A 23,334-nucleotide genomic window follows, 5' to 3' on the forward strand; every position below is an offset into this window, starting at 1 on the left:
CCGGCACCAGAAACGGCAACACCGCCATATCCGGCCTCCGGTTCCGCTTCGCTCCACCTCCGTCCGGATATGGCGGCGATGGGCTTAATCCACTAACAAACCAATCGGTCCACTCCGTGGGGGAAGGTCAGTTCGGCCCCGCCTCCTTACGGCAGACGCGATACTCGATGCCATTGGCGCGGACCGGCACCGAAAAAAGCCCCCCAATCTGCACTGAGGAACTGGCAAGAGCGGCTGCTGTGGTATTGAAGCTGCACTATCGCGCAGGCAACAGCCTTATTTTGTTGGTTGATGTGCCCAGTAGGCGCCGTCTTGAGCACTTGGCTCGACCAGGCTTCAAAGCCTCTTAAACGGCCATTATCGGGCCGTCCTGCATGACACGCCGTTTGGGCCTGTTTATAGGCCCAGAACCTCCGGAAACCCCTGATTTTGTTGACCTGTCCGGCATCTTCCGGGGTCAGTTGGGGTCTTCCGGTATCCCTGAAAGAATAGGTGTCACACATCACTGAGGGGTCCCTTTTAGGCGACGTGCAGGGGGCACAATTCAACGCTGATTGACGCCTCAATGGCGGAAGGTATCGAATTATTTGACAATGCCAGCCCTGAGGCGTCGTCACCCCTGTTGAATTTTCTGCGTGGGGATGACTACAGGACTGTAAACAGGGCTTGAAGCCAGTGAGCTCCTGCGTATAGACAGCCCGTGATGGACAGTTGGCCGAGTGGTCGAAGGCGCACGCCTGGAAAGTGTGTAGGCGGGGAACCGTCTCGAGGGTTCGAATCCCTCACTGTCCGCCACTTATTGCTTTTAAACTATTGATTTTACTGAATAATATCGGCATTCTTAAACTTTATTCCACCAGCACTTCCCCCATTCAGCTGCGGATCATCACGGAACATAGCGGAATCGACTTCACCGGTTTGTGATGATTTCACCCCCGACCGAAGCCGGGGGCGGAGTTCAAAATGTCACCCCAGAACGCTGTAGACGTGACTGTAGCTGCGGTTGAGATACCGGCCAATCGCCCGGAAGCTCGCGCCGCCGTCACGCAACTCAGCCATCATCTGGCGCTCTTTCGCAGTGAGCAGGCGTCCACCTCGGACAGGGGCGCGAGACCTCGACATTGCGGAGAGTGTGCTGCGCCGCCGGAGGCGGGAGCTGACCGCGGGGCGAGGCGATGGGTCGGCAAACCAGGCCCTTTCCTTGCGCCTGCGTCAAGACAGACCTCTGCTCTGCGCTGTGCGGCGAACCATGGTCGTACAACCAGCGACTGTCAGCCGCGGATACCGACGGCGCGCTCCAGGCGGTCGGCGGGAAAGAAGACACCGGCCCTGCATCTTCAGGAACAGTCCGCCCTTTCGAGCCGGGCCTATTCCCCCTGCGGCTGGTCCAGAGCGGCGCTCATCCGTTGACGGCGGAACTCGGACGGCGTTTGGCCGGTGCGCTTGCGAAACGCCTTGTTGAAGGCGGAAAGCGAGCCGAATCCACTGTCCATCGCAATGTCGATGATGCTTTCTTCCTGCGCGCAAAGCCGCGACTGGGCGTAAGAGATCCGCATCAGGGTTACATAATCGCCCAGGCTCATCCCGGTCGACTTCTTGAAAATGCTCATCGCATATTTGGGGTGGATATCCGCGGACACCGCAATATCGACGGAATCAATATCCTCGCGGAAATTTTCGGCGATAAAGCGGCTGATGCGGTTCAGGCCCTGGAAACTCGGCAGCTCGCCCGAGTCGGTCCCGGCCTCTGATCCCGGCGGCTCGATCACATGATGCGGCTCGACCGTCAGCCTCTCGATCCGCAGCAAAAGCTCGTCAAGGGCCAGATTGGCCACGCGCGGGGCCTGCGACATCAGCTGTTCTTCGCGGCGCAGGAAGGCCGCGTCATCATCTGCCGCTGCATTGCTCGAGATCAGGATCGCCCCGGACATCAGGCGCTGCTGCGTCCGCGAGGACAGGCGCAGCCGAAAGAAATGGATCAGGGGCAGATGGATGGCATGGAAATAGGTGTCGACCTCGGTATCGATGACCCGATGCGGAACGCCGCCCCAGAACAGCGCCATCTGACCGGCAGACAGCCGCACCGTCAGTCCGTGTATCTCATAGACCAGGCTGCCGCGGAAAATGTAATTGACTTCAGCCTGCGCGTGCCAATGCGGAACCGTCATGATGCCGGGCTGTTCGCAGCTGAGCACCAGCTGGTTCGGCGTGCGCTCAACAACGCTTTTGCGCGGATCCCACATGCGTTTGCCAGGCGGGCCGCAGGCCGGCCCGGTGTCAACCGCGCCCAGTGTCACCGTCCCGGGGACAGGAGTGGGCTTGGCCATATGCCGATAACGGGGCGAATTATTACTATTCGACAAGCCAGGCTCCGTTTTCGCTGAGACTCATGGGGCAGGCCCGCATGATGCTACGGTACAGCTCGGATTCGGGCAACTCTGTGGGAGGAGTCATCATGAACATGCGCATTGCCTGCGCCCCCCTGGCCATTTGCATGGCGATGTCGGGCAACCAATCCCTGGCCCAGGATCTTACGGGCGAAATCAAGATCTGGAGCTGGAACGTCGCCGCCTCGGCGATGGAAACGGTCGGGGCCGAGTTCATGGCCGCCAATCCCGGCGTGAAGGTGGTGGTCGAGGATCTGGGAAACCAGGGCGTCTATGACCGGATGCTGGCCGGATGCGCCGCGGGTGGCAATGACCTGCCCGATCTAATGACGGTCGAGAACCACGAGGCGGAAATCTTCTGGACGCAGTTCCCGTCCTGCTTCGCCGATCTGAATGAGCTGGGTTACACCCCTGAAATGCAAGCGATTTTCCCGGAATTCAAGCGCGTCGAACTTGAATCCAACGGCGCGTCCTATGCGATGCCCTGGGATTCCGGTCCGGTGGTGATGTTCTATCGCCGCGACATCTATGCCGCCGGCGGCGTCGATCCCGCGACCATCGTGACCTGGGCGGATTTCATCGCCGCGGGTGCCAGGATCCAGGCGGCAAGCCCGGGCGTGACCATGTCGCAGGCCGATCTCAACGGTGACACGGACTGGTTCCGCATGATCGCCAATGAACAGGGCTGCGGCTATTTCTCGGCTGACGGCCAGTCGATCAATATCAACGCCCCGGGCTGCGTCGCAGCACTTGACGCGCTCAGGTCACTTTACGACGCCGGCCTGCTGCGCTCGGCCAGCTGGGACGAGAAGATCCAGTCGAACAACGCCTCGACGGTCGCGACGCAGATGTTCGGCGGCTGGTACGAAGGCTCGATCCGCACCACCTCGCCTGAGGAACAATCGGGACTCTGGGGCATGTATCTGATGCCGTCGGTCACCGCAGACGGCGGACGCGCGGCCAACCTTGGCGGCTCGTCTCTGGCAATGTCCGGCAGCTCGGACAACAAGGAAGCGGCCTTCGCCTTCCTCAAATTCGCGCTGGCGACCGACAAGGGCCAGATCACCATGCTGCGCGACTATGGCCTTGTGCCCTCGCTGCTCTCGTCCGCGAATGATCCGTTCACCGCCGAGGGCCAGCCCTTCTGGGGCGACCAGCCGGTCTGGCAACTGGTGCTGGGCACCCTGCCGGCCATCAAGCCCAGCCATGGCACCCCCTATTTCGGCGATGCTGATGCGGTGTTCCGCGCGGTGCAGCTCTCCTATCTGAACGGAGGCTATCCTGACGCCAAGGCGGCCCTGGACGACGCCGCCCAACAGATCGAACTGGTGACCGGCCTGCCCCTCGCGCAGTGACCGGCCGTTGATCTTACAGCCGGATCGCAAGGTCCGGCAGCCCACCTTTATCGCAGGGAGACACCGATGCGTCGCAAGACCGGCACGGCTTATGGATTCCTCTCGCCTTATCTGTTGGTCTTCGCGATCTTCTGGATCTGGCCTATCTTCTATTCCTTCTGGCTTTCCTTTCTGAACACCCGCCAGCCCCCCTATACGTTCCGCCCCGACATGACCTGGGGCCGCCTGTTCCAGGATGCGGCGTTCCTGAACGCGATGAAGAACACCTTTATCGTGCTTCTGGTGCAGGTGCCGCTGATGATCGCCCTGGCCACGCTGATGGCGGTGCTGCTCAATTCCAGGCTGCTCAAGGCCAGGGGACTGATGCGATTTGCGTTCTTCGCCCCGGTCGTGGTGGGTGAGGTCGCATATGCCGCCGTGTTCCGGCTGATGTTCACCGCCGAGCGCGGCGTGGTCAACAAGACGCTGGAATCGATCGGCCTGCCGCAGGTCGATTGGTTCTCGAACCCGACTGCCGCCATGGCCGTGCTGATGATGGCCGTCACCTGGAGATGGGCCGGCTACAACGCGATCCTCATCCTCTCGGGCCTGCAATCCATTCCCGACGATGTCTATGAGGCCGCAACGCTGGACCGCGTCTCTCCTGTCCGGCAGTTCTTCCACATCACGCTGCCGCTGCTGAAACCGGTGATCCTGTTCTGCATCATCCTGTCGATCATCGGCACCATGCAACTGTTCTCGGAACCCTTCCTGATCACCAACCGCGGCGGCCCCGCAGGCGCGACGGAAACCCTGGGCCTGTTCCTCTACCGCCAGGGCTTCACCTCGCTGAACTTCGGCTACGCCTCTGCCATCGCCTATACGATCGCGGCCATTGCCGTCGCGATAGCTGGTCTCAACCTGCTTTTTGGAAGGGAAAAAGCATGACACGCAGCGGTTCCCGCCGGTTTCGCCAGATCCTGCTGCACGCGGTCCTCGGGCCCCTTGCCCTGCTGTGGATCCTGCCGCTGTGGATCATGGTGGTCTTCGCCACCATGCCTTCGAACGCGATCTTCTCGCCAAACCTGAACCTCATTCCCGGCGACAGGTTCATGGAGAACTTCCGCGAGCTGCAGGCCGCCACCGGCTTTACCCGGACACTCCTGGTTTCAATCGTGGTCGCCACCGTCTCGACCGCGCTTTCGGTCATGCTGACCTCGATGGCCGGATGGGCGCTGGTCCGCTACAGGTTCAAGGGCCGCGCCATGGTGATCGCGCTGATCTTCGGGACCATGACACTGCCCTATTTCGTGGTGGTCATCCCGCAATTTATCATGGTCGCCCGTGACTTCGGCCTCTCCAACACCTGGTTTGCGCTGATCGTCCCGCCGCTTTTCAACTCGCTCGGGGTGCTGTTCATGCGCCAGAGCTTTTCGATGATGCCGCACGAGCTGTTCGACGCCGCGCAGGTCGAGGGCGTGAAGGAGTGGCAGATCTTTACCCGGATTGCGCTGCCCCTGGCCAAGCCGACGCTGGCGGCGCTGTCGATCATCCTGTTCCTGGCCAGCTGGAACAACTACCTTTGGCCGCTTCTGATCTCGAACCAGCCCGAGATGATGACCGCGCCTGTCGCGCTTGGCACGCTGATAGGTTTCACCCGCGTCTCATGGGGCGCGATCATGGCCGGGGCGGTGCTGATGACCCTGCCGATGATCGTCGTCTTCATCTACCTGCAACGTTTCTTCATGTCCGGCATCACCGCCGGCGCCGTGAAATGAGGGCTTCCAAATGACTGGTGTCACCCTGCGCAACGTGCGCAAGCAATTCGGCTCGCTTCAAACCATCCATGGCGTTTCCTTTGATGTCGAGCCTGGAGAATTCGTCGTCTTCGTCGGCCCCTCGGGCTGCGGCAAGTCCACCTTGCTGCGGATGATCGCCGGGCTCGAGGATATCTCGGGCGGCGAGATCGGCATCGGAGGCCGCGTGGTCAACGAGGTCGAGCCGGCCGACCGCGGCACGGCGATGGTGTTCCAGACCTACGCGCTTTATCCGCATATGACTGTGGCCGAGAACCTCTCGTTCGGCCTGCGGATGAACAAGAACCCGCAGGCGGACACCGAGCGCCGCGTGGCCGAGGCGGCCCGGATCCTGCAGATCGAACCGCTGCTGACCCGCAAGCCCAAGGCCCTCTCCGGCGGTCAGCGCCAGCGGGTCGCCATTGGCCGCGCCATTGTCCGCGAACCGCAGGTGTTCCTGTTCGACGAGCCTCTGTCGAACCTTGACGCCGAACTCAGGGTGCAGATGCGGGTGGAAATCTCACGCCTGCACTCGGAGCTGGGCGCGACGATGATCTATGTCACCCATGACCAGACCGAGGCCATGACCATGGCCGACCGGATCGTTGTGCTGCGCGCGGGCCGGATCGAACAGATCGGCGCCCCGCTGGAACTTTACGACAACCCGGCGAACCAGTTCGTGGCCGGGTTCATCGGCAGTCCGCGGATGAACTTCTTCGCTGCCGAAAGCCAGGGAGGTGGCCGCTTCCGCCTGCCCCAGCAGGGCGGTGCCGAAATCGCGCTCAGCCTGACATCGCCGCCCGCGCCGGGGGCAATGGCAGTGGTCGGCGTCCGCCCCGAGCATTTCGTCGAGGCCGGGGCCGGGGCCTGTGATCTGTCGCTGACCGTCGACGTTGCCGAGCATCTGGGCGCGACCAGCTATCTTTACGCAAACACCAAGGCCGGCGAACCCGTCGTCGCCCAACGCGCCGCCGCGCGCGAGGCAAGCGCCGGCGACCGCATTTCTGTGGCGATCCCGTCCGACCGAGCGCTGGCCTTCGCAGCCGATGGCGCCCGGATCTACTGACATACCAAGCGAAAAATCCGAGGAAGATATGCGCGAGACGTCCCTGAACCATGGCTGGACCTTTGCCGAGGGTTTCGATCCGTCCTGGACAACGGCGCCCCTGAGCGGACAGAGCGTCAGCCTGCCGCACAATGCCGTCGATCTGCCCTGGTCCTATCTGAACGAGAAAAGCTATCAGCGCCCCTTCACCTATCAGCGGGTGATCCCCTGGGACGAGGCCTTCCGCGACCATGAGGTCTTTGCCGATTTCGAGGGCGCGATGGCCGATTCCCGGGTCTGGCTGAATGGCGAAGAGGTCGCCCATCATCCCGATGGCTACACTCCGTTTGCGGCGCGGCTGACCCGGCATCTGCGTGCGGGAGACAATTTGCTGACGGTGCGGATCGACGGGTCGGAAAACCCGGCGATCCCGCCCTTCGGCGGGCAGATCGACTATCTGACCTATGCCGGGATCTACCGCGAGGCGCGCCTGCGGCTGGTTCCCGGGCTGTGGATCGAACGGCTGAAGATCGAAACGCCCGAGCCGCTGGCGGCGACGAAAACCGTCCTCCTGCGGGTCGATCTTTCCGGCGCCGCGGCGGGGGCCAGCGTCGAGGTTATGCTGCGCAGCACCGCCGGAGACGAGATCGCCCGCGCCGAAGCGACCGGCGCCGAGGGCACCAGCATCACCCTGCGCATCGACGGGCTGGCCGGGCTGGCGCTGTGGGATATCGACAGCCCGGTCCTCTACCATGCCGAGGTGCGGCTGACCTCTCCGGCCGGAACCGACCGCCTTTCGGACCGCTTCGGCTTTCGCGAGGCGCGCTTCACGGTCGACGGCTTTGTGCTGAACGGCCGCAAGCTGAAGCTGATGGGGCTGAACCGCCATCAGAGCTTTCCCTATTCCGGCTATGCGCAGGGCCGCATGTCGCAGCGTCGCGACGCCGAGATTCTGAAGAACGACCTGGCCTGCAATATCGTCCGCACCTCACATTATCCGCAGTCGCGCCATTTCCTGGATTGCTGCGATGAGATCGGCCTTCTCGTCTTCGAAGAGATCCCCGGCTGGCAGCATATGGGCGACCTGGCCTGGCAGAAGGAAACGGCCAACAACGTCCGCGCCATGATCGAGCGCGACTGGAACCGGCCCGCGATCATCATCTGGGGCGTGCGGATCAACGAAAGCCTCGACAACCACGATTTCTATGTCGAGACCAACCGCGTTGCGCGGGAACTGGACCCCACCCGGCAGACCGGCGGCGTGCGCTTCATCGCTGCAAGCGAACTGCTGGAAGATGTCTATACGATGAATGATTTCGTCATGGGCCAGTTCGAGAACCCGCTCCTGAACCGCCCGCGCATGGCGCTGCGCAGCCGCAGGGAAACCACCGGACTGCCCGCCCCGGTTCCCTATCTGGTCACCGAATACAACGGCCATATGTATCCGACCAAGGCCTGGGATCAGGAACAGCGACAGGTCGAGCATGTCACCCGGCATCTGGAAGTGCTGGACGCGATGTTCGGCGATGACGCGGTATCGGGCTGCATCGGCTGGTGTTTCTATGACTACAACACCCACAGCGATTTCGGCTCGGGCGACCGTATCTGCCACCACGGGGTCGCCACTGTCTTCCGCGAACCGAAGTTCGCCGCCTATGCCTATTCCAGCCAGCGCGATCCCTCAACCGGCGTGGTTCTGGAACCCGTCACCTTCTTCGCGCGGGGCGAGCGCAATATCGGCGGCGTCCTGCCGCTGATGGTGCTGACCAATTGCGATGAGGTCGAACTGCATTACTCCAACCGGCTGGTGAAACGGGTCGGGCCGGACCGGACCCGCTTTCCGCATCTGCCCCATGCGCCTGTCATTATCGACCATCGGCATTTTGCCCCCGAAGAGATGGGGCTTTGGGGTCAGGCCTGGCAATCCTCGGAGGTGGTCGGGTTTATCAACGGGGTCGAGGTCGCGCGCCGGGCCTTCGCCGCCAATCCGCTGCCGACCCGGCTGGAGATCGCCCCCGACGCCGCCACGCTTGAGGCCGCCGCCCGCGACGAGGTGCGGGTGATCCTGCGCGCGCTGGACCAATGCGGCAACAAGCTGCCGTTCCTGCCCGAGATGGTGAACCTGTCGGTCGCCGGGCCTGCGCAGCTGATCGGGCCGTCGCAGGTGATGCTGGCCGGCGGCTCTGCAGGGTTCTGGCTGCGCGCCACCGGGGACAGGGGCGAAATCCGGGTGACCGTGCAATCAACCCGCTTCGCCGCGCAAGAGATCACGCTGCAGGCGGTCTGACAGAGACGCGCCGGGGCCCGTTTCGGGCCGCCCGTCGCGTTTTCCCCCGGCCGGTGAGCGCTTTCGCCGGCACCACACGCGGTCAAGGGCCGTACCCGTTGCGCCAGGCGCAGCGGGTCTGACCGATGCGGGCCGTGTCGCGCGCCGCTCCCCTTGCAGGCAGCACAAACGTAAGCGCTGTCCTCACCCCACCTTCCTGCTGAACCTGCAAGCTGCGATGGTCCAACGCCGCGCAGGGCCGGATGGTGGCTGAGACGGTGGCGCCCGGCGCCACGGTGACCGCCGCGCCTGGGTTGCAGGGGCGGTCAGCCTCAACAATTACTTGGCCTGAAGAACCGTGCTCCTTCCACGCCGGAACATGAGGATCACATGCAGTACCACGGCGGGCAGCAACAAAATCGAGCTGAGGCCAGGAGGAAGCATTGGCTGGGGTAACAGGTTTGGTTCGCATCCTTTCTCTCCATGTGTTGAGGGCTGCCACGACGATACGCCGGGGCGCGGGGCGGGCCATCTCATTAATGACGCGGCCAGTTCAACGCCGGGAGCTGGCCGAGAAGGCAGTGGCGACGAATGGGGTCAGCATCGCGCTGGCCTGCCGGACCATTGGTGTCAGCGAGACCTGCTTTCGCTACAGCCCGAAGCGCAATGCCGAGAATGAGGTCAACCGCTGAAGCAGGGCTGCGTTTCCGGCAGGGGCTTGTGCAATCTCCGTCCTCTGCACTCCCTGCCAGGATATATCAGCCCCGCAGTGCCCCGGTGCAGAGCGCTTCCCCCGGCCCGATTTTCGAAGGAAGAGCCGTACAGGTTAGCGAAACCTTACTGGCCCGGCCGTGGCTCAGGTTGGGGCTGGCATCCGGGCGCGGCACGCCCCATATTCGGCACTATGAGCCTGCCGCCTGGTTTCCTTGATGAATTGCGCAACCGCGTCTCGCTTTCCGCCGTGGTCGGCCGGAAGGTCACCTGGGATATGCGCAAATCCAATATGGCCAAAGGCGACTGGTGGTCGCCCTGCCCCTTCCATCAGGAAAAATCCGCAAGCTTTCATGTCGATGATCGCAAGGGGTTTTACTACTGCTTTGGCTGCCATGCGAAGGGCGACGCGCTGAGCTTTATCAAGGAAAGCGAGAATCTCGGTTTCATGGAGGCGGTGGCAGTGCTGGCCTCTGAGGCCGGCATGCAGATGCCCGAGCGCGACCCGCGTGCGGCCGAAAAGGCCGACCGGCGCACGCAGCTGATTGAGGTGATGGAAGAGGCGGTGAAATGGTTCCGCCTGCAGCTGAAGACCCAGGCCGCCTCTGACGCCCGCGCCTATCTGGCGAAACGCGGGCTTTCCGAACCTGCCCAGGATCGCTGGGAGATCGGCTTCGCCCCTGATGGCTGGTCGGGGCTGTTCCAGGCGATGACCGGCCGGGGCATCGCGAAAGAGCTGCTGGTCGATGCCGGTCTTTGCGCGACCTCGGCCAAGGGCAAAGAACCCTATGACCGGTTCCGCAATCGCATCATCTTTCCGATCCGCGACGGCCGGGGCCGTGCGATCAGCCTTGGCGGGCGGGCGATGGACCCGAATGATCAGGCGAAATACCTCAACGGCCCGGAGACCGAGCTGTTCGACAAGGGGCGCAACCTCTTTAACCATGGCCCGGCGCGCGAGGCCGCCGGCAAGGGCCAGCGCCTGATCGTGGCCGAAGGCTATATGGATGTGATCGCGCTCTCCGAGGCCGGGTTCCAGGCGGCGGTGGCGCCTCTGGGCACGGCGGTCACGGAAGACCAGCTGCGGCTTTTGTGGCGGATCTCGGATGAGCCGGTGATTGCGCTGGATGGGGACAAGGCGGGGATCCGGGCGGCTTTGCGGGTGATCGACCTTGCGCTGCCGCTGCTGGAGGCAGGCAAAGGGCTCAGATTTGCGGTGATGCCGGACGGCCTCGACCCGGACGATCTGATCCGGGCGCGTGGTGCGCCTGCGCTGCAGGAGGTGCTGGACGCCGCCCAGCCGATGGTGCGGCTGTTGTGGAACCGCGAAACCGAGGGTCAGGTTTTCGACAGCCCCGAGCGCAAGGCGGCGCTGGACAAGAACCTGCGCGCGGCGCTGAAACGCATCCAGGACCCCTCGATCCGCAGCCATTACGGCGAGGATATCAAGGAACTTCGCTGGGAACTGTTCCGCCAGGGCCGCCGTCCGGCGGCGCGCGCACCTGGCCGGCCATGGCAACCAGGCCCCCGGGGCCAGATGCGCGGTGGCAAATTCGTGCCGCCCGCCCTGCCTGCAACCGATGCGGCAAAAAACTCGGCTTTGGCGGGGACCGAGACGGATCTGCTTTATCCCAGCCGGGTCTCGGACGGGATCCGCGAAGCGGTTGCTTTGGCGATTCTGATGCGTTTTCCGGGCCTTGTCGCGCGGTTCGAAAGCGATCTGGAGCGGCTGGAGCTGAGCAGCGAGGCGCATTTCCGGCTGCGCAACCTGATCCTGACACATTTCCATGCCCCCGATTGCCGCGCGCTGATCGAGAGCGACAGCCCCGGCCTTCTTGACGAGCTGACCCGCAGTAACCATGTGCGTTCCAACCCCGGTTTGCAGCCGAAGGCCGATGAGGACTTCGCGGCTGCCTGTGTCGAAGAAGCGCTGGCGCGGCTCCAGGCTGATCGCGGTCATCGGGTTGAACTTGCCGAAGCGGTCGAGGACCTCTCTGGCCTCGTGGATGAGGGTCTGACCTGGCGGCTGTCAAAGGCGGCAGAGGCCAAAGTCAGCGCCAGCCGGGGGCCACAGGACCAGAAAACCGAATCGGTTATTGCGCCAAATGGCGTCGAACTGGACCGCGAGGAGCTCGACAGACGCCAGAAATTGTTCGATTCGATTGATTTCAGTGCCGGCGGCAAGGCCAGACCGGGCTGACATGTATGATTCGCCCTTTCCCCCGCTGTGATTCGCGTTATTGATTCGACTAAAAGAAGCGCGATTCGCACCATCCCCACAGGAGCATCCATGGCCCTCAAGGAAAATGATGACGTTAAGCAGGATGGCGACGAGACTGACATCTCGCTCGACATGTCGCAGGCTGCCGTCAAGAAAATGATCGCCGACGCTCGTGAGCGCGGCTATATCACGATGGAACAGCTCAACGCCGTCATGCCGCCCGATCAGGTCTCCGGGGACCAGATCGAAGACGTGATGTCGATGCTCTCGGAAATGGGCATCAATGTCGTTGAAGATGATGAGGCCGAGGAAGCCGAGGACGGCGGCACCGGCTCTGAGCTGATCGATCCGGGCGCGGCCCCCGGCTCGCGCGAAGTGGCCCTTGCGGGCCCTGCCGCCGAGACGCTGGACCGCACCGATGACCCGGTGCGGATGTATCTGCGCGAAATGGGCTCGGTCGAGCTTTTGTCGCGCGAAGGCGAGATTGCCATCGCGAAACGGATCGAGGCCGGTCGCAACACGATGATTGCCGGGCTGTGTGAAAGCCCGCTGACCTTCCAGGCAATCACGATCTGGCGCGACGAACTTCTGTCCGAAGAGATCCTCCTGCGCGACGTGATCGACCTCGAGGCGACCTTCGGGCGCAATCTCGATGGCGACGAAGAGCTTGAAGGCCCGCCGCTTGACGAAATGGGCGTGGTCTCGGCCGATGCCGCGCCGCGCCGCGCGTCAAACGAGCCCGAGCTGGATGCCGACGGCAATCCGATCTCGCGCGAAGACGTCGATGATGAGGATGACGACGGCTCGAACATGTCGCTGGCCGCGATGGAAGCGACGCTGCGCCCCAAAGTGCTTGAGATCCTCGAGCAGATCGCGGCGAATTACGCAGAGCTGTCCGAGATGCAGGAACAGCGGATGGCGGCGACCATGTCGTCCTCGACCCGCTTTACCACCACCGAGGAAGGCGCGTATCAAAAGCTGCGCGGCGAGATGGTGCTGCTTGTGAACGAGCTGCATCTGAACAACAGCCGGATCGAGGCGCTGATCGACCAGCTTTACGGCATCAACAAACGCATCATGTCGATCAATTCCGGCATGGTGAAGCTCGCCGATGCTGCGCGGATCAACCGCCAGGAATTCATCGCGGAATACCAGGGCTTTGAGCTCGACCCGTCCTGGGTCAGACGCATGGCCGAGAAAGCCGGCCGTGGCTGGCAGACCCTGATTGAGAAGAGCCTCGAAAAGGTCGAAGAGCTGCGCGCTGACATGGCCCAGGTCGGCCAGTATATTGGCGTCGATATCGGCGAATTCCGCCGCATCGTGAACCAGGTGCAGAAGGGCGAGAAAGAAGCCCGCCAGGCCAAGAAGGAAATGGTCGAGGCCAACCTGCGTCTGGTGATCTCGATTGCCAAGAAATACACCAACCGCGGCCTGCAATTCCTGGATCTTATCCAGGAAGGTAACATCGGTCTGATGAAGGCGGTCGATAAGTTCGAATATCGCCGCGGCTATAAGTTCTCGACCTATGCGACCTGGTGGATCCGCCAGGCGATCACCCGGTCCATCGCAGACCAGGCCCGCACGATCCGGATCCCGGTCCATATGATCGAGACGATCAACAAGCTGGTCCGCACCGGCCGCCAGATGCTGCACGAAATCGGCCGCGAGCCGACGCCGGAAGAGCTGGCCGAAAAGCTGCAGATGCCGCTTGAGAAGGTCCGCAAGGTGATGAAGATCGCCAAGGAGCCGATCTCGCTTGAGACGCCGATCGGCGACGAGGAAGACAGCCAGCTCGGCGATTTCATCGAGGACAAAAACGCGGTCCTGCCGCTCGACAGCGCCATTCAGGAGAACCTGAAGGAAACCACGACCCGCGTGCTGGCCTCGCTGACGCCGCGCGAGGAACGTGTGCTGCGGATGCGCTTCGGCATCGGCATGAACACCGACCACACGCTGGAAGAGGTGGGCCAGCAATTCTCGGTCACCCGTGAACGGATCCGGCAGATCGAAGCCAAGGCGCTGCGCAAGCTGAAACATCCGAGCCGGTCGCGGAAACTCCGCAGCTTCCTCGATCAGTAAGAAAAGGCGCCCCGCAGGGCGCCTTTTTCATGGTCGCATTTTTAACCCCCTGTGATCCTGCGCTGGTTTCTGTGGCCGGCAGCCGGAGGGGTTTTGCACCCCTCCGGACCTCCCCGCAGAGTATTTTCGTCAAGAGGAAGAATGCGCGCAGCGGGTCTGAAAACCGGCAGGTCAGATCGACAGCCGGACCGGCATCGCGCCGGGCATACCGCTCTGGGTGCCACGTTCGCGGTAAGGCGTGGTGTTGTAATGCGCCCGGTAGCATTTTGAGAAATGCGAGGGGCTGGCAAAGCCGCAGGCCAAAGCCACATTGATCACCGACATATCGGTCTGCATCAGCAGGTTGCGCGCTTTGGAGAGGCGCAGCTCCATATAGTAGCGCTTCGGGCTGCGGTTGAGGTAACGGCGGAACAGGCGCTCCAGCTGCCTCGTGGACATCCCCACGCGCTCGGCCAGATCGGCGGGTGAGAGCGGATCTTCGATGCTGCCCTCCATCATCTGGATCACAAGGCTCAGCTTCGGATGCCTGACCCCGATCCGGGTCGGGATCGACAGGCGCTGCGTGTCCTGATCGGTGCGGATCGTCGAATAAATCAGCTGGTCGGCGACGGTATTGGCCAGCGTCTCGCCATGATCGGCGGCAATCACCTTCAGCATCAGATCAAGCGACGAGGTCCCCCCCGCTGTCGACCAGCGATTGCCATCCATCACGAAGACCGATTTCGTCAGCCGCACCTCTTCGAAATCCTCGAGGAAACCGTCCTGGTTTTCCCAATGGATCGTGGCCTTCTTACCGTCCAGCAGACCCGCCTTCGCCAGCGCCCAGGCGCCGGTGCAAAGACCGCCGATTGTCACGCCGCGCCGTGCCTCACGCCTCAGCCAGGACAGCACCGGTTTCGTCGTGGCCTTCTGCACATCCAGCCCGCCACAGACCAGGATTACGTCCTCGCGGTCGATCTCATCCAGCCCGATATCCAGCTTGAACGCAGTGTCGTTGGAACAGGTCGCAGCCTCGCCCCCCTCCCCCGCCAGCACCCAGGAATAGATCTTGCGCCCCGCCACCCGATTTGCGATGCGCAAAGGCTCGATCGCCGAGGCAAAGGCCAGCAGCGTGAACCGGTCCAGCAGCAGGAAGACAAATCTCCGGCTGCCACCACTGCGCCCGGCCGCGGTGCCCGCCCCGACACCACCGAAAGCACTCTCAGCGACACCGCCAGTGGCAGGCTTTGCTGCTCCTGACTGTTGCACCTTGCTCTCGGGGCTGGGCATTTGCGCTGACCTTTTCTCAATACGACAGATTCATGTCGCTAATCGGGATGGAAGCCGAAATTTTACACTTGTGCAAGAGATCAGAATGCGTGTGACCGACCGCCTGCCGGGCCCGCCTCGCTTGCATCCCTGCCAGCCCTCGCGCAAAGTCACTCCAGTTCAGAACCGATGCAGGAAATGCCGATGTCCGCCCCGATCAGCCTCTATTTCTGGCCCACGCCCAATGGCCATAAGATCGCCATCGCGCTTGAGGAACTCGGCCTGCCCTATGAGGTGAAGCTGATCGATATCGGCAAGGGCGAACAGTTCGCGCCGGACTTCCTGGCGATAGCGCCGAACAACCGTATCCCGGCCATTGTCGATCCCGATGGCCCTGACGGCGCGCCGGTCTCCCTCTTCGAATCCGGTGCTATCCTGCAATATCTCGCCCGTAAAACCGGCAGGCTCTGCGGCAGGTCCGAGCGCGAGAGGATCCAGGTCGAGGAATGGCTGATGTGGCAGATGGGCGGCGTTGGTCCGATGGCAGGCCAGGCCAATCATTTCCTGCGCTACGCCCCGGAAATGGACCCGCCCCAGGTGCTGCCCTATGCCCAGGACCGCTACCGCCGCGAGGTCGGGCGTCTTTACGGCGTGCTTGACCGCCGCCTTGCGGACCGCGCTTTCGTCGCCGGTGACAGTCTATCCATCGCCGATATCGCGATCTGGCCCTGGGCGCGCGCCTGGGAGAAACAGCAGCAGCAGATCAGTGACAAACCGCATTTCAAAGCCTGGCTTGACCGCCTCGCGGCGCGCCCGGCCTTTGCCAAAGGCATCGCGCTTGCCGCTGATGCCAGGCCCGCCACCCTCGACAGGACCGCCATCGAAAACCTCTACAAACGCTGAACGGAAAGGGCCCGGGACGAAAAGCCCGGGTCTCATTTTCTGTCCGCAAATATCCCGGGGGGAATGCCCGGCACGGGCATCGGGGGGCTGGCCCCCCGCGCGCCGCTCTCATCCCTCGCCGCGTTTCTCATCCTCGGATCCGGGCTCTGCGGGCTCGATCACATAGCGCCCCAGCATGGTGATCTGCACCATCAGGAACACGAACAGGGCGGCGGGAAAGGCAAAGGTCTCCAGCGTCACCCAGGTCGCCTCCGACATATTGCGCCAGATCAGCTCATTCGCCACCGCCAGCACCAGAAACACCAGCGCAAGCCGCCGCGTCAGGATCATCCAGCCCTCATGCTGCATCGGCAGCGCCGAGCCGAGCACCCATTCCAGCCAGCTCTGCCCGCGCAAAAGCCCGATCCCCAGCAGCGCCGCGAATGTCCCATAAACCAGCGTCGTCTTCATCTTGAAGAAGCTCGCATCGTTGAACCAGGCCGTCAGCCCGCCAAAGAAGATCACCACCAGCCCGGTAAAGACCTGCATCCGCGACAATTGCCCGGTCAGCAGCCAGAGCGCCGCAATCGAGGCCAGCAGGATCGGCACAAACACCACCGCCGCCACGATGAAACCGGAATAATCCGTGCCGCCGATCAGATATGTCTCATCCTTGATCCACATATAGATCCCGAAAAAGAGCACCGTCGGCCCCAGCTCCAGCACCTGTTTCAGCACAGGCTTGATCGCTTTCTCTGCCATATTCGCCTTCCACCTGCCGCGCCCGGCAACCGCTCAGCTGCGGTCCCCCCGGCGCCAGTCGATATCAAACCGTGTGCCATCGAACAATGGCGCGAGCTCTTTCATCGTCTGCGGCAGGCCCGTCAGCGCAAAACGCGCGAACCGCGCCGCGCCAAAACCGCTGGCAGAGCGGAACTTCACCACAAGCTTGCCGCGCGGGCCCGGCAGATCCGACAACAGCGCCGCCAGGGCCGCGCGCGAGGGCGCCGGAAAAGCCGCATCCGGCAGCTGATTGATCGCTCTGCGCAGCTCCAGTTTTTTCTCGCTCACCAGCGCCGCGAATTCGGCTTCGCTGTCGGCGTCTTCCATATCGGGGATCATCATGACCAGCACCGGCAGCAAGAACTGCTCGAAAAGGCCAAAACTCCTGATCTCGAGGTCGAGCTCGGTCAGCGCCGCCCCCATGATCGCCATCTGCGCCGCACCTGGCGTGGAAAGGTCGATATTCTTCGCCCGTGCCGTGAAGAGGATCCGCGAGTCCCCGGCGAAGGTCAGGTCAACGCGGGAGATCTCCACCTCGCTGGTCGACCTGTCCCAGGCCGCCCGCAGTTCCAGCGCCATCGCGCCGACCCGCGACTGGGCTGCGAGCATATAATCCAGCCGGGCATCGCCCATTTTATTGGCAAAGCGCATCCCCGTGGCCTCGACCAGCATATCGGATGACGGCATCTGCCCTTTGCGATCCCAGGCGAGGATGCTGCCATGGATGGTCACCGTATCGGCGTAAAAGGTCGGGGCATTACGCGCGCCGCCGGCGATCTCCACTGCTTCAAAGGCGCAGCCGCCATCCTTCAGGCTGCGCGCGGTCGCCTTCAGATCAAGCTGGTTGCTGTGCAAGACCTGGACGAGATCCTTCAGCGTCGCAGCGCAGGCCGCATCCGACAGGCCGGCCTGCTGCGCCGCTCCCGGCAGGGCAGCCATCCCCAGCCAGAACCCGGTCAGTGCCCGAGCAAGAAAGGACGCGATCACCGGCTTTGGTCGCGTCCCGCACACAGCCGGGCCGGCACCACATGTGCAACCCGCGAAGACCTTATAAATCATCACCACTATCCCGGTCTGGCGCCGCCGCGACCGGCGCTATTTCTCCAGCCCGACCAGAGCCCGGGCAAAGTCATCCGGATCGAAGGGGGAGAGATCATCGATCTGTTCGCCAACGCCGATCGCATGGATGGGCAGGCCGAATTTATCGGCCAGCGCGACAAGCACACCGCCTTTTGCCGTGCCGTCAAGTTTGGTCATCACCAGGCCCGAGACATCGGCAATTTTGCGGAAAATATCGACCTGGGTGATGGCGTTCTGTCCGGTGGTCGCATCTAGCACCAGAAGTGTGTTATGCGGCGCGGTCGGGTCTTTTTTCTTCAGAACGCGCACGATTTTCGCCAGTTCCTCCATCAGATCCTGGCGGTTTTGCAGCCGGCCGGCGGTGTCGATCATCAAAAGATCCGCGCCCTCCTCCTGCGCACGGCCAAGCGCGTCAAAGGCGAGGCTTGCCGGGTCAGAGCCCTCGGGTGCGGTCAGAACCGGCACCCCGGCGCGCTCGCCCCAGACCTTCAGCTGTTCTACCGCCGCTGCGCGGAATGTGTCGCCGGCGGCGATCACCACGGTCTTGCCGGCGGCGCGGAACTGGCTTGCAAGCTTGCCGATGGTCGTCGTCTTGCCCGAGCCATTCACGCCCACCACCAGCACGACCTGGGGCTTTTTCGCATAAAGCGGCAGCGGTTTGGCAACTGGCGTCATGATCCGCGCCACCTCACCGGCCAGCGCCTCTTTCAGCTCGCGGGTCGAGACTTTCCGGCCAAAGCGCCCCTCGGCGATATTGGCGGTCACCCGTACGGCGGTGTCCACGCCCAGATCGGCCTGGATCAGCAATTCCTCAAGGCTTTCAAGCATCTGGTCATCAAGCACCCGGCGCGGCTCTGCCGCCTCGCCCCTGCCGAAAAGACGCCCGAGCAGACCGGGTTTCGCAGGCTCCACCGGCGCTGGCGCCGCAGGCGGCACCGCAGGAACCAGCTCTGCGGCAGGATGGACCTGGACGCGCGGCGCGACATCTGCCGGTGCCTGATGCGCTGGTGCATCCGGCACCGGTTCTGGCGAAATGGCCTTCGCTTCGGGAAGGTCGGTCGCAGCAACTGCCGCCTGCCGCTCCTCGCCACCCCGGGTCGGTTCAGCCTGAACCTGGGCAGCATCAACCGCATCCGCCTGATCCGCACCTTCCTGAACCGCGCCTTCCTGAACGAGGGCATCAAGCCCCTCGCCGATCTTGTCGGATGAGCGGAACAGCCGGTCCTTGAGCTTGCGGAAGATCGACATGGCAAAACCCTTCATTCTGTCGTGTTTTACCTGGTCATTTTGACCTGTGAAGTAAAGGGCATTGGGTCTGCGCCCACCTCTCATGGCCGTTGCGATCGTCGCGCCCGCCCGTCACCCGCGACAAGGCGCGGCCTTTTCCCTGCCCGGGTTTCGTGCTTCGGTGCCGCTATCATGTCTGACCCCGATCTCCTCTCGCCCCCTGCGGCGCCGATCCCGATGCTGGCCTTCGCCCTGGCCGCCGCGACGCCGGTGCCGCTTCTGATCATTGGCGCCTTCATGGGCGGGGCCTGGCTCTGGGCCGGGTTCCTTTACATGGCGCTTTTGTCGGTGCTGCTTGATCAGCTGATCCCCTGGGTCGCGGGCGCGGGCGAAGAGGGCCAGGAGTTTCCCGGCGCCGATGCGCTGCTGGCCGGGATCGGTTTGTCAGCCCTGGTGCTGCTGCCGGTGGTGGTCTGGGCTGTTGCCGGAGCGTCCGGCCTTTCCGCCGGCGAGCGTCTGTTGATGTTCTTCGGGTCTGGTTTCTGGCTGGGCCAGGTCGGCCATCCGGCGGCGCATGAGCTGATCCACCGGACCAGGCGCCCGCTTTTCCGTCTCGGTCAGGCCTTTTACGCCGCGATCCTTTTCGGCCAGCATGCCTCGGCGCATCGCCTGGTGCATCACCGCTTTGTCGCAACCGACCAGGACCCGAATTCCGCCCGCGAAGGCGAGAGCTTTTACCGCTTTGCCCCCCGCGCCTGGATCTGGTCTTTCCGTCTGGGCCGGCAGGCGGAAACCGATCTGCGCGCAAGGGCGCGCTCGCGTCAGGGCCTGCATCCTTACGCGATCTATGCGCTTGGCGGTCTGATCGCTATGAGCCTGGCCTTTGCTGTTGCGGGCCTTGCCGGGATCCTCGCCTGGATCCTCCTGGGGGTTCATGCCCAGATGCAGATCCTCGTTTCGGATTATGTGCAGCATTACGGGCTCAGGCGCCGCATCCTTGCTGATGGCCGGCCAGAGCCGGTCGGGCCGCGCCACAGCTGGAACACCGCGCATTGGTTCAGCTCGGCCATGATGCTGAACGCGCCGCGCCATTCCGATCATCACGCCCATCCCACGCGCCCCTGGCCTGCGCTGCATCTGCCCGCGGCAGATGAGGCACCGCGCCTGCCATGGCCGCTGCCGGTGGCCTGTACGCTTGCCTTCCTGCCCCGCACCTGGGCGCGGGCCATCCGGCCGCATCTGAAACGCTGGCGTCAAAGCGACACGGGGCCCGGGCAAATCCCGGGGTAACAGATGCCTGACTGGCATATTCCGCCAGCCTCTGGCAGGTTTCACCCCAGGACGGCCCCGGCCCGGCACTCCCCCGCCGCCAGACCGCGTTAAAGGAGTTCAGATGCGTTTCACCCCTGTCCTTTCCCGCAGTCTCGGGCTCGTTTTCGGGATCGCCTTATTCCAGGGCGTCGCTCAGCCTGGCGCGGCTGACACGGTCACCCCCATGACCGCAGCGGAATTCAACGCCTATGTCGAGGGCAAGACCCTCACCTGGTCGCAATATGGTGCGATCTTCGGGATCGAGGAATATCTGCCCAATCGCAAGGTGCGCTGGAAGACCTCGCCCGATGAATGTCAGTATGGCAGCTGGTTTGAACGAGAGGGCCAGATTTGCTTTGTCTATGAATACGGGGTTGGCGAGCATTGCTGGACCTTCTGGACCGAAGGGGAGGAGCTGCGCGCGCTCTCGGCCAATGGCTTTGAGGGATCGGAACTGACCGTGATCAACGAGACGCCGGAGCCGCTGGCCTGCCCCGCGCCGGATGTGGGGGTGTAAAATGACGCAAGCTTTCCGTAATGTAGCGCCCGTGCTGGCGGTCCTGGCCCTGCTGGCCGCCCCGGTCATGGCTCAGGACGGAGGCGCACAGCAATTCCAGTCGCCGCCCCAGGCCGAATTCGGCGATGAGGCCCCGCTGGACTTGCCCGATACCGCCCCTGAGTCCGGCGCTGACCCCGCGCTCGACGCGGCGCAGTTTGATGCGCTGACCCGGGGCAAGACCTTCGACACCTATGATTCCGAGAGCGGGCTTTACGGCGTCGAAAGCTTCCTCTCCGGTCAAAGGGTGATCTGGCGCGATGCCGAACGCTGCATGCATGGCAGCTGGGACCAGGTCGGCGACAACATCTGCTTCTTCTACGAGGACAAGCCCGATCAACCGGTCTGCTGGACCTATCATGACCGTGCCGGCTGGATTCTCGGGCGCTATGAGGGGCTTTATGAGCTGCCGCCGATCATGCTCTACCCCGCCCAGGGGCCGATCTCCTGCCAGTCCTATCTGGGCGCCTGATCTGGCTTAAGGCAAAGGCGGGGGCGCTCAGAAAAGCGATCCCTGACCGCCCCCTTCCGGGCCATCCCCGCGCGGTTTCGCCGGTTTTGCCGGCCGGACCGGGGCGGCTGGTGCCGGAGCCGGCGTCGGTCGATCTGTCGCGGTGCCCCCTGACGGGCCTGCAGGCGTGAACCTGCCGGCAGCGAATTCGATTTCAAGATGGGCGGCCTTGCCCGCCGCATCAGCGCTGGTCACGACATGGCCATCGCCCCAGACCACCGCAAAGCCGCGTTTCAGCGTCTCGCTATAGCCAAGGCTCTGGCGGGTCCGGTCCAGCCGCTCCAGTGCCTCGCGCGCGCGGGCAATGCGCTGGCCGGGCATAGCATCAAGACGCAAGGAAACGCCTTCAAGCCGCTGGCGTTGTTCGGAAATCCGCCGCGATGCATCCTGGGTCAGCCGCATCAGTGCCGGCTCCAGCCGCGAGGACCATTGTGCCAGCTGCATCTGGGCGCGCTCATACCGGCGGGCAAACCGCGCCTCCAGCGCGTCGCCGCGATTGGCCACCGCGGCACGCCGCTCGCGCACATAGCCCAGCAGCAACCCCGGCTGTACCCGCCCGGCCACCCGCGCGAAATCGCCGCGCCGGCGCGCCACCATCAGCCCAAGCGCTCCGCCAAGCCGTCCCGCCGCATGATCGAGCCGCTGTAACGCAAGGCCCGTCAGCGCCTCGGGGCGCGGCAGGGCGCGGGAAAGATCGCTCAGACGCTGCCGCTTGCGCTCGGCCGATTGCAGGGTCGAGCGCAGGAGCCGCGACGACAGCCCGTCCAGGCCCGCGATCAGCTCAAGGCGCACCGGGACCGCAAGCTCTGCCGCAGCGGTCGGCGTCGGCGCGCGCAGATCGGCAGCATAATCGATCAGTGTCGTGTCGGTCTCATGCCCCACCGCCGAGATCAGCGGAATCCGGCTTTCCGCCGCCGCGCGGACCACGATCTCCTCGTTAAAGCCCCAGAGATCTTCCAGCGAGCCGCCGCCCCGCGCCACGATGATCAGATCCGGGCGCGGGATCGGCCCGCCGGGCGTCAGCGCATTAAAGCCCCGGATCGCCGAAGCGACCTCGGGGGCGCAGCGTTCGCCCTGCACGGCCACCGGCCAGATCAGCACATGGCGCGGAAAGCGGTCGCGGAGCCGGTGCAGGATATCGCGGATCACCGCGCCCGAGGGCGAGGTCACCACCCCGATCACCCCCGGGAGCCAGGGGATCGGCTTTTTGCGGGCCGGGTCGAACAGGCCTTCGGCCTGCAACATGGCGCGACGTTTCTCCAGCATCGCCATCAGCGCGCCGGCCCCGGCGGGGGCGATATCATCGATGATCAGCTGATATTTCGACTGGCCCGGGAAAGTGGTCATCCGCCCGGTGGCGATCACCTCCATCCCCTCTTCGGGCCGGACCGTCAGCCGCCCGGCCTGGCCCTTCCAGGTGATGGCCGCGATGACCGAACGGTCATCCTTCAGGTCGTAATAGAGATGGCCCGAAGCCGGGCGCGACACCCGCCCGATCTCGCCGCGCACCCGGACCATGCCGAATTCGCCCTCGATCACCCGTTTTACCGCGCCCGAAAGCTCGGAGACGGTGAATTCCGGGCTGTTGCCACCGCCCTGGCCGGGCTCGCTGTCATCGAAAAGTTCCATAGGGGCAGTTTTGCCCTGCCCCGCGCCGCAGCGCAACAGGCGGCATGGCCCGGTGGCGTTACAGCCGCCGCCCAAGCCGCGCCGCCTTCTTCGCCTTATCTGAAAGATCACGCATCCTGCGCGCAGTTTCGCGCTCCTCCGGCGTCAGCTCCGCCTCGCTTTTGCCGCGCCGCGCTGCGTAATCGGTCGCCGAGCGGATGCCCCTGTTCACCGCTTTGCGCAGGAACATGTTCACAAGCATATTGATCAGCCGGTTCAGATCCATCTC

At 63.7% G+C, this 23,334-nt stretch carries 19 protein-coding genes, 1 tRNA gene and 1 pseudogene; 13 read left to right on the forward strand and 8 right to left on the reverse strand.

The window, feature by feature from the left end; translation table 11 throughout:
• The first annotated feature begins 705 nt into the window (after positions 1-705).
• Positions 706-795: transfer RNA gene (locus JC607_RS06410), tRNA-Ser, on the forward strand.
• 171 nt (positions 796-966) lie between these two features.
• Here JC607_RS06410 and JC607_RS25975 read toward each other — a convergent pair.
• Both JC607_RS25975 and JC607_RS06420 read right to left on the reverse strand, forming a co-directional pair.
• Positions 967-1,122 (reverse strand): helix-turn-helix domain-containing protein, encoded by a 156-nt coding sequence (locus JC607_RS25975; RefSeq protein ID WP_370584762.1) that lies wholly within the window; start codon positions 1,120-1,122, stop codon positions 967-969.
• Between the two features lie 245 nt (positions 1,123-1,367).
• Positions 1,368-2,327 carry a helix-turn-helix domain-containing protein gene (locus JC607_RS06420; protein ID WP_198836126.1) on the reverse strand — a complete coding sequence of 320 codons (960 nt, stop codon included), beginning with the start codon at positions 2,325-2,327 and terminating at the stop codon, positions 1,368-1,370.
• A 128-nt stretch (positions 2,328-2,455) separates the two neighbouring features.
• Between JC607_RS06420 and JC607_RS06425 the strand changes: the two genes are divergently transcribed.
• The 8 genes and pseudogenes from JC607_RS06425 (at position 2,456) to rpoD (ending at position 13,839) form a co-directional block, all read left to right on the forward strand.
• Entirely contained in the window at positions 2,456-3,742 is a 1,287-nt protein-coding gene (locus JC607_RS06425) for an ABC transporter substrate-binding protein (RefSeq protein ID WP_198836127.1), read from the forward strand.
• Positions 3,743-3,808: 66 nt separating this feature from the next.
• Positions 3,809-4,669: a carbohydrate ABC transporter permease gene (locus JC607_RS06430; RefSeq protein ID WP_198836128.1), complete on the forward strand. Its 861-nt coding sequence runs from the start codon at positions 3,809-3,811 to the stop codon at positions 4,667-4,669.
• The gene (locus tag JC607_RS06435; RefSeq protein WP_198836129.1) at positions 4,666-5,499 is read left to right on the forward strand and encodes a carbohydrate ABC transporter permease; all 834 of its coding nucleotides are present in this window, start codon (positions 4,666-4,668) and stop codon (positions 5,497-5,499) included. Before JC607_RS06430 ends, JC607_RS06435 begins: the two co-directional genes overlap by 4 nt.
• 10 nt (positions 5,500-5,509) lie before the next feature.
• Complete coding sequence (locus JC607_RS06440) at positions 5,510-6,583, forward strand: ABC transporter ATP-binding protein (RefSeq protein ID WP_198836130.1); 1,074 nt, start codon at positions 5,510-5,512, stop codon at positions 6,581-6,583.
• 28 nt (positions 6,584-6,611) lie between these two features.
• Positions 6,612-8,849 (forward strand): glycoside hydrolase family 2 protein, encoded by a 2,238-nt coding sequence (locus tag JC607_RS06445; protein ID WP_198836131.1) that lies wholly within the window; start codon positions 6,612-6,614, stop codon positions 8,847-8,849.
• A 521-nt stretch (positions 8,850-9,370) separates the two neighbouring features.
• Positions 9,371-9,508, forward strand: a pseudogene (locus tag JC607_RS06450) (IS3 family transposase); the annotation flags it as partial.
• A 224-nt stretch (positions 9,509-9,732) separates the two neighbouring features.
• Positions 9,733-11,739, forward strand: a complete 2,007-nt coding sequence (gene dnaG, locus JC607_RS06455) for a DNA primase (protein ID WP_198836132.1) — start codon at positions 9,733-9,735, stop codon at positions 11,737-11,739.
• 90 nt (positions 11,740-11,829) lie between these two features.
• Positions 11,830-13,839: an RNA polymerase sigma factor RpoD gene (gene rpoD, locus JC607_RS06460; RefSeq protein ID WP_198836133.1), complete on the forward strand. Its 2,010-nt coding sequence runs from the start codon at positions 11,830-11,832 to the stop codon at positions 13,837-13,839.
• Positions 13,840-14,010: 171 nt separating this feature from the next.
• Here rpoD and JC607_RS06465 read toward each other — a convergent pair whose 3' ends face one another.
• Positions 14,011-15,108 carry a GlxA family transcriptional regulator gene (locus JC607_RS06465; RefSeq protein WP_198836134.1) on the reverse strand — a complete coding sequence of 366 codons (1,098 nt, stop codon included), beginning with the start codon at positions 15,106-15,108 and terminating at the stop codon, positions 14,011-14,013.
• A 183-nt stretch (positions 15,109-15,291) separates the two neighbouring features.
• On the opposite strand from JC607_RS06465, the gene JC607_RS06470 reads away from it, so the two are divergent.
• Positions 15,292-15,990, forward strand: coding sequence for a glutathione S-transferase N-terminal domain-containing protein (locus tag JC607_RS06470; protein WP_198836135.1), 699 nt, complete (start codon positions 15,292-15,294; stop codon positions 15,988-15,990).
• A gap of 108 nt (positions 15,991-16,098) precedes the next feature.
• Here the strand turns inward: JC607_RS06470 and JC607_RS06475 are convergent, their stop codons facing one another.
• The 3 genes from JC607_RS06475 to ftsY all read right to left on the reverse strand — a co-directional run bounded on the left by JC607_RS06475 (position 16,099) and on the right by ftsY (position 19,080).
• The gene (locus JC607_RS06475; protein WP_198836136.1) at positions 16,099-16,731 is read right to left on the reverse strand and encodes an inner membrane-spanning protein YciB; all 633 of its coding nucleotides are present in this window, start codon (positions 16,729-16,731) and stop codon (positions 16,099-16,101) included.
• 33 nt (positions 16,732-16,764) lie between these two features.
• Complete coding sequence (locus tag JC607_RS06480) at positions 16,765-17,739, reverse strand: hypothetical protein (protein WP_198836137.1); 975 nt, start codon at positions 17,737-17,739, stop codon at positions 16,765-16,767.
• Between the two features lie 108 nt (positions 17,740-17,847).
• Positions 17,848-19,080: a signal recognition particle-docking protein FtsY gene (gene ftsY, locus JC607_RS06485; protein WP_198836293.1), complete on the reverse strand. Its 1,233-nt coding sequence runs from the start codon at positions 19,078-19,080 to the stop codon at positions 17,848-17,850.
• A gap of 171 nt (positions 19,081-19,251) precedes the next feature.
• Here ftsY and JC607_RS06490 point away from each other — a divergent pair, with 171 nt between their 5' ends.
• From JC607_RS06490 to JC607_RS06500, 3 genes are all read left to right on the forward strand, one after another.
• Positions 19,252-20,349, forward strand: coding sequence for an alkane 1-monooxygenase (locus JC607_RS06490; RefSeq protein WP_198836138.1), 1,098 nt, complete (start codon positions 19,252-19,254; stop codon positions 20,347-20,349).
• A 103-nt stretch (positions 20,350-20,452) separates the two neighbouring features.
• On the forward strand, positions 20,453-20,887 hold the full coding sequence (locus tag JC607_RS06495) for a hypothetical protein (protein WP_198836139.1): 435 nt from the start codon (positions 20,453-20,455) through the stop codon (positions 20,885-20,887).
• A gap of 1 nt (position 20,888) precedes the next feature.
• A complete protein-coding gene (locus tag JC607_RS06500; protein ID WP_198836140.1) occupies positions 20,889-21,398 on the forward strand; it encodes a hypothetical protein in 510 nt (169 codons plus the stop codon).
• 27 nt (positions 21,399-21,425) lie between these two features.
• On the opposite strand, the gene xseA is transcribed toward JC607_RS06500, so the two are convergent.
• A complete protein-coding gene (xseA, locus tag JC607_RS06505; protein ID WP_198836141.1) occupies positions 21,426-23,066 on the reverse strand; it encodes an exodeoxyribonuclease VII large subunit in 1,641 nt (546 codons plus the stop codon).
• Between the two features lie 58 nt (positions 23,067-23,124).
• Complete coding sequence (locus JC607_RS06510) at positions 23,125-23,331, reverse strand: hypothetical protein (protein WP_198836142.1); 207 nt, start codon at positions 23,329-23,331, stop codon at positions 23,125-23,127.
• Positions 23,332-23,334 lie beyond the last annotated feature (3 nt).

It is taken from the genome of Paracoccus sp. IB05 (genome assembly GCF_016405985.1).
GTDB lineage: Bacteria > Pseudomonadota > Alphaproteobacteria > Rhodobacterales > Rhodobacteraceae > Pseudogemmobacter.